At 48.3% G+C, this 13,065-nt stretch carries 6 protein-coding genes, 7 tRNA genes, 3 rRNA genes and 1 pseudogene; all 17 read left to right on the top strand.

Annotated features, from left to right (window positions below; all coding sequences use genetic code 11):
• Positions 1–421: 421 nt before the first annotated feature.
• Positions 422–1,316 (top strand): annotated as a pseudogene (gene msrP / locus UNITIG_RS21210) (protein-methionine-sulfoxide reductase catalytic subunit MsrP); the annotation flags it as partial.
• 183 nt (positions 1,317–1,499) lie between these two features.
• Positions 1,500–1,838 carry a ferric reductase-like transmembrane domain-containing protein gene (locus UNITIG_RS21205; RefSeq protein ID WP_235015547.1) on the top strand — a complete coding sequence of 113 codons (339 nt, stop codon included), beginning with the start codon at positions 1,500–1,502 and terminating at the stop codon, positions 1,836–1,838.
• Positions 1,839–2,467: 629 nt separating this feature from the next.
• Positions 2,468–3,990 (top strand): 16S ribosomal RNA (locus tag UNITIG_RS21200).
• A 224-nt stretch (positions 3,991–4,214) separates the two neighbouring features.
• Positions 4,215–4,291, top strand: a tRNA-Ile gene (locus tag UNITIG_RS21195).
• A gap of 228 nt (positions 4,292–4,519) precedes the next feature.
• A tRNA-Ala gene (locus tag UNITIG_RS21190) sits at positions 4,520–4,595 on the top strand.
• Positions 4,596–5,012: 417 nt separating this feature from the next.
• Positions 5,013–7,896, top strand: a 23S ribosomal RNA gene (locus tag UNITIG_RS21185).
• A gap of 211 nt (positions 7,897–8,107) precedes the next feature.
• Positions 8,108–8,223 (top strand): 5S ribosomal RNA (gene rrf / locus UNITIG_RS21180).
• The 16S, 23S and 5S rRNA genes sit together here with 2 tRNA genes alongside, the layout of an rRNA operon.
• 515 nt (positions 8,224–8,738) lie before the next feature.
• The gene (gene birA / locus UNITIG_RS21175; RefSeq protein ID WP_101760313.1) at positions 8,739–9,716 is read left to right on the top strand and encodes a bifunctional biotin--[acetyl-CoA-carboxylase] ligase/biotin operon repressor BirA; all 978 of its coding nucleotides are present in this window, start codon (positions 8,739–8,741) and stop codon (positions 9,714–9,716) included.
• Positions 9,713–10,441, top strand: a complete 729-nt coding sequence (locus tag UNITIG_RS21170) for a type III pantothenate kinase (protein WP_101760312.1) — start codon at positions 9,713–9,715, stop codon at positions 10,439–10,441. The genes birA and UNITIG_RS21170 overlap by 4 nt, the downstream gene beginning before the upstream one ends.
• A gap of 30 nt (positions 10,442–10,471) precedes the next feature.
• Complete coding sequence (locus UNITIG_RS21165) at positions 10,472–11,209, top strand: SPOR domain-containing protein (protein WP_101760311.1); 738 nt, start codon at positions 10,472–10,474, stop codon at positions 11,207–11,209.
• Positions 11,210–11,238: 29 nt separating this feature from the next.
• A tRNA-Thr gene (locus UNITIG_RS21160) sits at positions 11,239–11,314 on the top strand.
• A gap of 115 nt (positions 11,315–11,429) precedes the next feature.
• Positions 11,430–11,513 (top strand) — tRNA-Tyr (locus UNITIG_RS21155).
• A 44-nt stretch (positions 11,514–11,557) separates the two neighbouring features.
• Positions 11,558–11,631, top strand: a tRNA-Gly gene (locus tag UNITIG_RS21150).
• Positions 11,632–11,684: 53 nt separating this feature from the next.
• Positions 11,685–11,760 (top strand) — tRNA-Thr (locus UNITIG_RS21145).
• 127 nt (positions 11,761–11,887) lie between these two features.
• A tRNA-Trp gene (locus UNITIG_RS21140) sits at positions 11,888–11,963 on the top strand.
• Positions 11,964–12,092: 129 nt separating this feature from the next.
• A complete protein-coding gene (gene secE, locus UNITIG_RS21135) occupies positions 12,093–12,461 on the top strand; it encodes a preprotein translocase subunit SecE (RefSeq protein WP_101760310.1) in 369 nt (122 codons plus the stop codon).
• A 44-nt stretch (positions 12,462–12,505) separates the two neighbouring features.
• Positions 12,506–13,036, top strand: a complete 531-nt coding sequence (gene nusG / locus UNITIG_RS21130; RefSeq protein ID WP_101760309.1) for a transcription termination/antitermination protein NusG — start codon at positions 12,506–12,508, stop codon at positions 13,034–13,036.
• Positions 13,037–13,065: the final 29 nt, after the last annotated feature.

Below are 13,065 nucleotides of genomic sequence, written 5' to 3'. Positions count from 1 at the left end.
GGCGCGGAGCTGCCGATTGAAATGGCGGTGTTGGCAGGTTTGATAACCGGTGGGCAGGTTTTTTTGATGATTTTAAAGTGCCTTACCACAGTTTTAAGGGGCTGGATTTACGTGGACGAGTTCCATTTGTGGTGATGATTCTGGTCGTTCTGCTGTTTGGTTTAGTGATGTTGGATCCTGCCCGGATTTTATTAGCGGTGTTTCTGATTTATGCCTTGTCTGGCCCGGCTACTGCATGTGGACTAAGCTGCGCTAAGTTTTAGTCATCGGTTGGGAATTATTCAGCGTAAAACTGCTCTGACTACTAAGGCCTGCTTAAGGGCAATAATATAAGGAGTTACCGGTGTTGATTCTAAAGCCAGCAGATATCCCTTCCTCAGAGATTACACCAGAATCTATTTATCTTAATCGCCGCCAGTTTATGGGCCGTTCCTTGTTGGCAGCCTCAGTGCTATTGGCAAGCAAGCTTTGGCTGAAACAGATATGGCCTTGCGTGATTTGTCGTTTAAGCCTGTGACCAAAGATAAGGCTAGTGGATATTATACAGATGAAACTTTAACGCCTTACGAAGATGTTGCCCGTTATAACAACTTTTATGAGTTTGGTACGGGTAAAGGTGATCCGGCTAAATATGCCCATGAATTAACTACTGACCCTTGGTCTATCAAAGTAGAGGGTCACGTTGAAAAGCCTGGCGAGTATGCCCTTGAAGATATTCTTGCCAAGCTGGATATTGAAGAGCGGGTCTATCGCTTGCGCTGTGTAGAAGCGTGGTCAATGGTTATTCCCTGGGTGGGTTTTTCTTTAGCCAGTATGATTCAGCAATTTCAGCCGACTGCTAAAGCGAAATATGTTCAATTTGAAACGCTTTACCGGCCAAAAGAAATGCGCGGCCAACGTTCTCGGACTAGTAGTATCGATTGGCCTTATGTTGAAGGCTTGCGGATGGATGAAGCCATGAATCCGCTGAGCTTTATGGCCACGGGTTTATATGGCAAGCAGCTACCTAACCAAAACGGCGCTCCCTTGCGATTGGTGGTACCTTGGAAATACGGGTTTAAAAGTATCAAGTCGATAGTGAAAATCCGGTTTGTCGAACGCGAGCCTGCCACAACCTGGAATATGCTGCAGGCTAGTGAGTATGGATTCTACGCCAATGTAAACCGGATGTAGATCACCCGCGCTGGAGTCAGAAATCAGAACGTCGCTTACCTTCAACACTTTTTAGCCCGAATCGAATCCTGACTGAGCCTTTTAATGGTTACGGGGAACAGGTTGCCTCTTTGTACAAAGGGATGGATTTAAGCAAATTTTATTGGAAATTTTGCATGGCCGTGACTAAAGCTGTTAATGTGTATCAAGCCTCAGCGGGTAGTCGGATGGAAAAGAGCTGGTTCTGGAAACCGGTGAGTGGCTATCTCTTTTGCTGACACTGGTTTCCATTAAGACAGCTTCCAAAAACCAGACTAGTAATCGGCGTTGTCTGGTTCTACGCTTCTTTGCACTTACTTGCCGTGCTGACCTATATATTAGGCTGGAGTTGGGCAATATTTATTGAAGAGTTTACGGAGCGTCCTTATATGACATTGGGTATTCTTGCCTGGTGTTTGCTGGTGCCACTGGGGCTGACATCCAATCGCTGGGCGCAGAAATTAGGTTCACGCTGGAAAACGCTTCATCAATTAGTCTATTTGATTGGTATCCTCGCCTGCGCGCATTTTGTCTGGCTGGTGCGCTCTGACTTTGGCGAGGCGTTGATTTATAGTGTGGTGCTCGCGCTGTTATTGGCTTCTCGTTTTTTTAAACTTCCCGCTTTGTTGCCAATACTAAAACGCTAATATTAACTTGATTGCTCTTCTATCAACTTGATCATTTTTTTAAGTGGGATTAGCCCTTTAGTTCTGTCGCGGCCAGCAGCTTTAATTGTGCTGATTATGAGGTGGCTCTATTGGTGTTTATACGTACTAAAACCTTCGTTTTTTGAGCAAATAACAAGCGAATGTTGGTGCTTTTAAATCTTTTGTAAAAATTCTACAGATTGTCGTTGACAGTCTTAAACTTGGCCGTATAATGCGCGCTCTCTTGTCGAGGTACCGTTGTAAAACAGTTCGGGCAAGAGCGGCAATAAAGTTCCTAAATAGTTAAAATTCTTAGATTTTTTCGATTTAGTTGTTGCCAAGGTGAATAGGTTCTGTATAATTCGCCTCCCTTGTCAGAGCAAGCGTAGCGCTTCGCTGGCAAGATACGGTAAAACCCGAGCGGTTTACCAAGCTCTTTAACAGATTGGATCAAGTAATTCGTGTGGGCGCTTACGTGTTGATGATGATGTAAATTATTATCAGGAACATAAGTGGCTCATCGAATCATGCAAATGAAAAGATAGAACTAATTCCTGAGCCGAGATTTTGGATCATGAAGCGAGGTAATCGCGTAATGGTCTCCTCTTACCGAAAGGTAGAGGTAAAAGATTAAGAAGAGTTTGATCATGGCTCAGATTGGCGGCAGGCCTAACACATGCAAGTCGAACGTGAAAGCACTTCGGTGTGAGTAGAGTGGCGGACGGGTGAGTAACGCGTAGGAATCTACCTAGTAGTGGGGGATAACATGGTGAAAACCATGCTAATACCGCATACGCCCTAAGGGGGAAAGCGGGGGATCTTCGGACCTCGCGCTATTGGATGAGCCTGCGTAAGATTAGCTAGTTGGTGGGTAAAGGCCCACCAAGGCGACGATCTTTAGCTGGTCTGAGAGGATGATCAGCCACACTGGGACTGAGACACGGCCCAGACTCCTACGGGAGCAGCAGTGGGGAATATTGCGCAATGGGGGAAACCCTGACGCAGCCATGCCGCGTGTGTGAAGAAGGCCTTCGGGTTGTAAAGCACTTTCAGCAAGGAGGAAAGGTTAGTAGTTAATAACTGCTAGCTGTGACGTTACTTGCAGAAGAAGCACCGGCTAATTCAGTGCCAGCAGCCGCGGTAATACTGAAGGTGCAAGCGTTAATCGGAATTACTGGGCGTAAAGCGCGCGTAGGCGGCTATTTAAGTCGGATGTGAAAGCCCCGGGCTCAACCTGGGAATTGCATTCGATACTGGGTAGCTAGAGTATGGGAGAGGGCTGTGGAATTTCTAGTGTAGCGGTGAAATGCGTAGATATTAGAAGGAACATCAGTGGCGAAGGCGGCAGCCTGGCCCAATACTGACGCTGAGGTGCGAAAGCGTGGGGAGCAAACAGGATTAGATACCCTGGTAGTCCACGCCGTAAACGATGTCAACTAGCCGTTGGGAGACTTGATCTCTTAGTGGCGCAGCTAACGCACTAAGTTGACCGCCTGGGGAGTACGGCCGCAAGGTTAAAACTCAAATGAATTGACGGGGCCCGCACAAGCGGTGGAGCATGTGGTTTAATTCGATGCAACGCGAAGAACCTTACCAGGTCTTGACATCCTGAGAATCCTGTAGAGATACGGGAGTGCCTTCGGGAATTCAGTGACAGGTGCTGCATGGCTGTCGTCAGCTCGTGTCGTGAGATGTTGGGTTAAGTCCCGTAACGAGCGCAACCCTTGTCCTTAGTTGCTAGCAGGTAATGCTGAGAACTCTAAGGAGACTGCCGGTGACAAACCGGAGGAAGGTGGGGACGACGTCAAGTCATCATGGCCCTTACGACCTGGGCTACACACGTGCTACAATGGCCGGTACAAAGGGCTGCTAACCCGCGAGGGGGCGCTAATCCATAAAACCGGTCGTAGTCCGGATCGGAGTCTGCAACTCGACTCCGTGAAGTCGGAATCGCTAGTAATCGTGAATCAGAATGTCACGGTGAATACGTTCCCGGGCCTTGTACACACCGCCCGTCACACCATGGGAGTGGGTTGCTCCAGAAGTGGCTAGTCTAACCTTCGGGGGGACGGTCACCACGGAGTGGTTCATGACTGGGGTGAAGTCGTAACAAGGTAGCCCTTGGGGAACCAGGGGCTGGATCACCTCCTTAACTTATACGTCGATTTGATGTGTAAGCGTTCACACGAATTACTTGATCTGAACTGGTAGTAATAGCGATACCCAATAGGGTCAACAGGCCCGTAGGGTTTTAACGCCGGATTTTTTGTGATTGGCAAGGCGTGCAATGAGCGAGCGAGTGAGCATACCAGCGTATGTGATCGAGTGAGTGAAGCGGCACAGCGCAGTCCAAGCGCAAAAAAGACAAGTTAAAATAGGCCTGTAGCTCAGCTGGTTAGAGCGCACCCCTGATAAGGGTGAGGTCGGCAGTTCAAGTCTGCCCAGGCCTACCATTTTTGCGCTGCTCTTCGTTCGAAAGTCTCTCATGTGCTATTCGCACACATCGGATCTTCCCGTCTCGATCAGCACAAAAATCACCGCCTTATATTGTTCGGTTTTAACGCCGGATTTTTTGTGATTGGCAAGGCGCGCAATGAGCAAGTGAGTGAGCATGCATCAGTATGTGATCGAGCGAGTGAAGCGGCGCAACGCAGTCCAAACGCAAAAAAGACAGGTTAAAGGGGGCTATAGCTCAGCTGGGAGAGCGCCTGGTTTGCATCCAGGAGGTCTGCGGTTCGATCCCGCATAGCTCCACCATTTATTGTAAATGGTTGACGTCAATATTCATGATCGTGCTATTACTAAGTAAAGATGCCAGAAAGGTATTTTTTAGAACACTCAATTCGATGAGTCTAAAAAATAGGTTTCTGGTTTTTTAACGACCAGATGTTCTTTAACAAGGTAGATAAGCTGATTAAACCGTTGAATATGTAATTCAATTCTACATATTCAACACGTTGAGTAGTCATCCTAGCCGATGACTATTTGACACTGATGTAATTGAACGTGGTTGTGATGACTGCGATTGATTAGATCAACTGTAATTTCTCAAGTGTAAAAACTGTATGATCCGGCGATCATAAAACATGAGTAGCGGAATTAAGTCCCTGCTATTCATGCTCAGTTTCTTAGATTCATAGATGAAGATGGTTGTTAAAGACTATTTGATTATATGGTCAAGTGACTAAGCGCATACGGTGGATGCCTTGGCAGTTAGAGGCGATGAAGGACGTTGGAGCCTGCGAAAAGCTCTGGGGAGGTGGCAACCGACCGTTATATCCAGAGATGTCCGAATGGGGAAACCCACCCAACATAAGTTGGGTATCTCACACTGAATACATAGGTGTGTAGAAGCGAACCCGGAGAACTGAAACATCTAAGTACCCGGAGGAAAAGAAATCAACCGAGATTCCCCTAGTAGCGGCGAGCGAACGGGGACTAGCCGAGCAATATGAGTTAGTGGAACAGTCTGGAAAGTCTGGCGATACAGGGTGATAGCCCCGTACACGAAAACGATTATTGACGTATTAAGTAGGGCGACACACGTGTTATGTTGTCTGAAGATGGGGGGACCATCCTCCAAGGCTAAATACTCCTAACTGACCGATAGTGAACCAGTACCGTGAGGGAAAGGCGAAAAGAACCCCGGAGAGGGGAGTGAAATAGAACCTGAAACCGTATGCGTACAAGCAGTGGGAGCACCTTCGTGGTGTGACTGCGTACCTTTTGTATAATGGGTCAGCGACTTAAGGTCTGTAGCAAGGTTAACCGTTTAGGGGAGCCGTAGGGAAACCGAGTCTTAATAGGGCGTCATAGTTGCAGGCTTTAGACCCGAAACCCGGCGATCTAGCCATGGGCAGGTTGAAGGTGCCGTAACAGGCACTGGAGGACCGAACCGACTTATGTTGAAAAATGAGCGGATGACCTGTGGCTCGGAGTGAAAGGCTAATCAAGCCGGGAGATAGCTGGTTCTCCTCGAAATCTATTTAGGTAGAGCGTCATGTCTTACCCTGGGGGGTAGAGCACTGTTTCGGCTAGGGGGTCATCCCGACTTACCAACCCGATGCAAACTCCGAATACCCAGGAGTACAATCATGGCAGACACACGGCGGGTGCTAACGTCCGTCGTGGAGAGGGAAACAACCCAGACCGCCAGCTAAGGTCCCAAATAGCAATTAAGTGGGAAACGATGTGGGAAGGCCCAGACAGCTAGGAGGTTGGCTTAGAAGCAGCCATCCTTTAAAGAAAGCGTAATAGCTCACTAGTCGAGTCGGCCTGCGCGGAAGATGTAACGGGGCTAAATTGCTAACCGAAGCTGCGGATGCATATTTATATGCATGGTAGAGGAGCGTTCTGTAAGCCGTTGAAGGCAGATTGAGAAGTCTGCTGGAGGTATCAGAAGTGCGAATGCTGACATAAGTAACGATAATGGGGGTGAAAAACCCCCACGCCGGAAGACCAAGGTTTCCTGTCCCATGCTAATCAGGGCAGGGTTAGTCGGCCCTAAGGCGAGGCAGAAATGCGTAGTCGATGGGAAACAGATTAATATTTCTGTACTTCTGCATATTGCGATGGAGGGACGGAGTAGGCTAGGCCAGCGCGGCGTTGGTTGTCCGCGTTTAAGAGCGTAGGCTGGTGGTTTAGGTAAATCCGGACCGCTAAGGCTGAGACTCGATGACGAGTGAACGTAAAGTTCACGAAGTGGTTGATGCCATGCTTCCAAGAAAAGCTTCTAAGCTTCAGATATGTAGGAACCGTACCCCAAACCGACACAGGTGGTCAGGTAGAGAATACCAAGGCGCTTGAGAGAACACTGGTGAAGGAACTAGGCAAAATGGTACCGTAACTTCGGGAGAAGGTACGCTGCTGACGGTGATGGGACTTGCTCCCTAAGCTGTTGGCAGTCGAAGTGACCAGGTGGCTGCAACTGTTTATTAAAAACATAGCACTGTGCAAACACGTAAGTGGACGTATACGGTGTGACGCCTGCCCGGTGCCGGAAGGTTAATTGATGGGGTTATCTTCGGAGAAGCTCTTGATCGAAGCCCCGGTAAACGGCGGCCGTAACTATAACGGTCCTAAGGTAGCGAAATTCCTTGTCGGGTAAGTTCCGACCTGCACGAATGGCGTAATGATGGCCACGCTGTCTCCACCAGTGACTCAGTGAAATTGAATTTGCGGTTAAGATGCCGTATACCCGCGGCTAGACGGAAAGACCCCGTGAACCTTTACTATAGCTTCACAGTGGACTTTGAAATGTTTTGTGTAGGATAGCTGGGAGGCTTTGAAACCGCGTCGCTAGATGTGGTGGAGCCAATCTTGAAATACCAGCCTGATCATTTTGAGGTTCTAACTCAGGTCCATTATCTGGATCGAGGACATTGTGTGGTGGGTAGTTTGACTGGGGCGGTCTCCTCCCAAAGAGTAACGGAGGAGTACGAAGGTGCGCTAATCACGGTCGGAAATCGTGAGGTTAGTATAATGGTACAAGCGCGCTTGACTGCGAGACTGACAAGTCGAGCAGGTACGAAAGTAGGTCATAGTGATCCGGTGGTTCTGTATGGAAGGGCCATCGCTCAACGGATAAAAGGTACTCCGGGGATAACAGGCTGATACCGCCCAAGAGTTCACATCGACGGCGGTGTTTGGCACCTCGATGTCGGCTCATCACATCCTGGGGCTGAAGCCGGTCCCAAGGGTATGGCTGTTCGCCATTTAAAGTGGTACGCGAGCTGGGTTTAGAACGTCGTGAGACAGTTCGGTCCCTATCTGCCGTGGGCGTTGGAGAATTGAGGAAAGCTGCTTCTAGTACGAGAGGACCGAAGTGGACGAACCTCTGGTGTTCCGGTTGTATCGCCAGATGCATTGCCGGGTAGCTACGTTCGGACAGGATAACCGCTGAAAGCATCTAAGCGGGAAGCCCCATCCAAGATTAATTCTCCCTAACTCCTTGAGAGTTCTAAAGGGCCGTAGAAGACTACTACGTTGATAGGCTGGGTGTGTAAGCGTTGTGAGGCGTTGAGCTAACCAGTACTAATTGCCCGTGAGGCTTGACCATATAATGAAATGGTTTTATGACTAGTTCATTGTATGTAAAGCTAAGAAACATTGATGAGACATAACCTTCGGGTTAAACGGATCATACGAAGCAACACAAGAAATTACAGTCTCTTGTTAAAGAGAGCTAATTAGCTTATTTACCACCTTATTTGGATTGAATGTGCAGCGCAACGCGCGCGTAAGACAGACCATTCAGCCAAGCCAGTTTGCCTGGCGACCATAGAGACATGGAACCACCTGACCCCATCCCGAACTCAGTAGTGAAATGTGTCCTCGCCGATGGTAGTGTGGGGTTTCCCCATGTGAGAGTAGGTCATCGCCAGGCTTTAATTAGGAACGCCAGTATCGGAAGGTACTGGCGTTTTTTTATGGGTGTGATTTAGGTGGGTTGGCATCTAATAGCAAATTGCAATGCTTAGGAAGATCGTTATCGCGAATAACATGGAAAGATAGCAGCTACGTTCAAGCTTTTGTAGATAGACCTGCGTAGTATCAGCGCTGTGTCAGGGATTGACACAGCCAGGAGGGTTACCCAGGAGGGGGATTGCAAGGGAATGCGATTGAGCACGGATGCTTAATCCTCCTGGCTTCTTTTTTTATACTTCTTTTTTATTTAATGTGATTGATTGCTGTGTGCGTCCTTTATCGGGTAACGATCCCGCAGAGGTGCTTGCAGGTGATTCCTCTATTGCCAGAACTGCGCTTTTTAGTGTGCCAATGCGGTGAGGGGCTTAGTGGTATCACGCCGTGAGTCCGGTAAGAATGTTTATTGACCCGGGGAGGTACTGAGGCAGCGTTCTTTGCTATTATCCGCCGCTGAGTCACAATAACTGGTTGTTTATGTCTTTAGAAACATTGCTGAAGGTTTTGTCTGATGGCCTTTTCCACTCCGGGGATGATTTAGGTCGTGTGTTGGGTGTGTCGCGTACGGCTGTTTGGAAGCAGTTAAAAAAAATCGAAGAGCTGAATCTGCCGCTCGAGTCTATAAAAGGTAAAGGTTATTGTGTTCCAGGTGGGCTGGATTTATTAAGTGAAGAAAAAATAAGACGTAACCTCTCGGTTGAGGCTTCAGGGTTGGTTGGCGAAGTTGATGTCTGTGGTGTTATCGACTCTACCAATAATAGAGCAATGGCTAAGGCTGCAGGCGGTGCCCGAGGCTATGTTTGTCTCGCTGAGCAACAAACAGCGGGAAAGGGGCGGCGAGGACGACCATGGCAGAGCCCTTATGCGGGTAACATTTATTTGTCTGTGGCGTGGGAGTTTGCTTCGGGGGCCATGTCTTTAGAGGGACTAAGTCTCGCAGTAGGGGTTGCTGTTGTTGATGCGTTAGCTAAAAACGGCGTTGAGGGTGCCCGGCTCAAGTGGCCTAATGATGTGCTTCATAATGGGAATAAATTAGCTGGCATTTTATTGGAAATGTCAGGCGACCCTTCCGGGCCTTGTCAGGTGGTCGTTGGCGTTGGGGTGAACGTTAGAATGCCAGGCTCGATGGTTATCGATCAGCCGTGGACTGACGTGCAATCTATTAAGTCCTCAGCAGCTGACAGAAATAAATTATTATCAGCAATACTTAATGAATTAATGCCGGTCCTAGCAGGTTTCGAACAGCATCGTTTTGCTTTGTATCGTGATCGCTGGCAATTGCTGGATGCTTTTAAGGGAAAAAAAGTGGCAATGATATTGGGGCAAGAGAGAGTGTTGGGGCATGCCATCGGCGTAGATGAAGCCGGAGCAATGATGCTGGAAACCGCAGGAGGTGTGCGTACATTTAATGGCGGTGAGGTTAGTTTGCGATTGCACGAAGGAGAGGAAAAATGATCTTGGAGTGCGATGTAGGTAATACACGTTGTAAGTGGCGATTGATAAATGCAACCGAAATTACTGCTGCTGGTGGTTTTGCTCACCGCGACGGCTTGTGTTGGCCGTCTTTAAGTGGGGTTAATCGAGTACGAATTGTTAGTGTGGTGGCGCCAGATGTATTGAAAGAGGTGGCTGCTAGTTTGATAGCGCGGGGACTTAAGCCCGAGTTGGCTGCGACAGCAAGTAATACAGGCGGTGTGCGTTGCGGGTACGTCGATATAGCTAAGCTGGGGGTTGATAGGTGGTCTGCTTTAGTCGCTGCTTACCAGCGGTGTAATAAAGCGGTCTTGGTGTTGGATGCGGGGAGTGCGCTCACGGTGGATCTTGTTGATGATGAAGGCAGTCATCTGGGGGGCTATATAGTGCCCGGTCAGAGTCTCATGAAATCGAGCTTGCTTAAAGATACAGCAAACGTGTCTTTCGATAGTAATGCGTCGCCTTCAGGATTGGATTTTGGTGTTAACACAGCTACTTGCGTGAGTGCTGGAATACTTGCGTCACAGGTTGGTACGGTATCTATCGCAATTGATGAAGCGAGGAGGCGAATTGGCCAAGACTTTGCCATACTTCTGACCGGTGGTGATGCAGAAGTGATATTGCATCACTTGCCTGAGGTTATTGCTGATCAAATTATGTGGGTGCCTGACCTGGTGATGGATGGGCTTAAATATTTGTTGCCCTAAAATTAAAAAGTTACTTAAGGAATTTATAGCGTGCGTTGGATCTTAATCGTTTTGTTGATGTGTAATGGCATCTATTTTCTTTGGCAAAATTATCTGCTGCAAAACGAAATAGCGGCCCCTTCTACCAGTGTTAGTGTTGTGGATAGTGAGACAGCTACACTGCAGTTATTGTCAGAGCTTGATCAAGTTCCTCAGCAAGGTGATGGTAATGAGTTGGTAGCAAAGGCTGCTGCCCCAGCTAAAAACGTAGAAGTTGCCATTGCCGAGCCTGAGGAAGCTGGTATTTGTTGGCTTATTGGGCCGTTTCAGGAAGAAATTAGTGGTAAGCAGGTGGTTAGCCGCTTGGCTGCATTGGACATATCGTTACATCTGCAGGCTATAGAGATACCGGGTAAGCCGGATTATTGGGTGCATTTGCCACCGCAGCTGTCACGTAAAGCCGCGATAAAATTGCTTCGCGAGCTGCAGGCGAAGAAAATTGACAGTTTTCTGATTACTGAGGGCGAGCTCGCGGATGGTATATCGTTAGGATTCTTTACTGAGAAGGTGCGTGCCGACAAGGTGCTCAAACAACGGATTGAGCAGGGCTATCCTGCTGTTATCAAGGTGGTGCCCCGTACGCGAGCTGAAATCTGGGCGATATTTGATAGTGGTGAGTACAGCAAATTTTCAGATGCTCTGTGGGATAAAATCAAGCAGGGAAACAAGGGTTTAGAAAGACGTAAAAATTACTGCGATAAGATTGCGTCGACTAACAACTTCGACTAGAATGCCGCCTCGTTGAAAATGAGTGTGTAGCTGGCGTAGCTCAGTTGGTAGAGCAGCTGACTTGTAATCAGCCGGTCGGGGGTTCAACTCCTCTCGCCAGCTCCAATTTCTCTTTTAAATACGAGTACTTAGAAACTCAGCTCAGGTTGGATGTTTTTTGGTAAAGGTTGGTTAGGGCATTTCCCTCTTTGATGTGGGGTAAGGTCTAGCCCGCCCCTGTGGTGGGGTTCCCGAGTGGCTAAAGGGATCAGACTGTAAATCTGACGCGCAAGCTTCGGTGGTTCGAATCCACCCCCCACCACCATTTATTGTTTAGTTGCGAAGGCTGCTAGGGTGAATGGATATATAGCGGGTATGGTTCAATGGTAGAACCTCAGCCTTCCAAGCTGATGGTGCGGGTTCGATTCCCGCTACCCGCTCCAAGCTTTGTCTATGTGTTCTGGATAGTATTGGGGTGTGTAGTACAAAAGGTTGTGCTCATATAGCTCAGTCGGTAGAGCACTTCCTTGGTAAGGAAGAGGTCACCGGTTCAAATCCGGTTATGAGCTCCATATATTAGTAGTGGTACTTTGTGTCAATAAAGAAGTGTCCATTGCGTTGTCGGAAGTCTGATTTGGCGGGTTTGCGAAGTAGGGCGGTAAGAGGTTTGACGCTTGGGGCAAGTGCCTGAGTGATTACAGGCCAGTGGCTCAATTGGTAGAGCACCGGTCTCCAAAACCGGTGGTTGGGGGTTCGAGTCCCTCCTGGCCTGCCATTATATAAAGCATCACTTCGCGGATTGGCGAAGCGGTGCTTTACGCGTATTTGAAAGGTAGTGCCTGATATCTTGTTTTGTGGGGTTGGGTGGTGCTTAGTAGGTAATAGTAGCACTAGGTTTTTTGGTATGAATGCAAAAACAGAAACACAGAGTGGCGGTTTGGATGGGGTGAAATGGCTGTTGGTCGTTTTGCTGATTGTCGCTGCTGTGGGCGGTAATGTTTATTACGCTGATCAGTCGTTGTTATACCGTGTATTGGGTATTGTAGCAATTTCGTTAGTTGCGGCTTTTGTGGCCACTCAGACTTCGCAGGGTTCGGCGTTTTGGAAGTTGGCAAAAGAAGCGAGAACAGAAATACGCAAAGTGGTATGGCCAACGCGTCAGGAATCGACACAGACTACATTTATTGTGGTGGGTTTTGTGTTGCTTGCATCATTGATCCTGTGGGGCTTGGATAGTCTGCTGGGTTGGTTGGTTTCTCTGGTTATTGGCTAGGGCTCGTGATGTTTTGGTCGCTAGAGAGAATTTGAGGGTGAAGAATGTCTAAGCGTTGGTACGTGGTTCACGCCTATTCCGGGTATGAGAAGAAAGTGGCGAATGCGTTGAAAGAGCGTATAGAGCTGCACAGTATGCAGGATAAGTTCGGTGAGGTGTTGGTGCCGACCGAAGAGGTAGTAGAAATGCGCGGCGGCCAAAAGCGTCGTAGTGAGCGTAAATTTTTCCCTGGCTATGTGTTGGTGGAGATGGAGTTGGGTGATGATACTTGGCACTTGGTTAAAGAGACGCCAAGAGTCATGGGTTTCATTGGTGGTAAGGCGGATAAGCCTGCGCCAATTACCGAGGCGGAAGCCAATACTATATTGCAGCGCGTCGAAAGTGGTGAGGCGCCCAAGCCGAAAACGTTATTTGAGCCTGGTGAAATGGTTCGCGTTGTCGATGGGCCTTTTAATGATTTCAACGGTGTTGTCGAAGAAGTTAATTATGAAAAAAGCAAGCTGCATGTGGCGGTCTTGATTTTTGGTCGTTCTACGCCAGTTGAACTGGATTTTGGTCAAGTAGAAAAAACGTAAGATTTTAGTAGTGGCGGCGTGTCCCGGGT

This window comes from Oceanicoccus sp. KOV_DT_Chl (assembly GCF_900120175.1).
Lineage (GTDB): Bacteria > Pseudomonadota > Gammaproteobacteria > Pseudomonadales > Dasaniaceae > Oceanicoccus.
The sequence above is the reverse complement of the archived record's forward strand: the minus strand, read 5'-3'. Positions and strand labels throughout refer to the sequence as shown.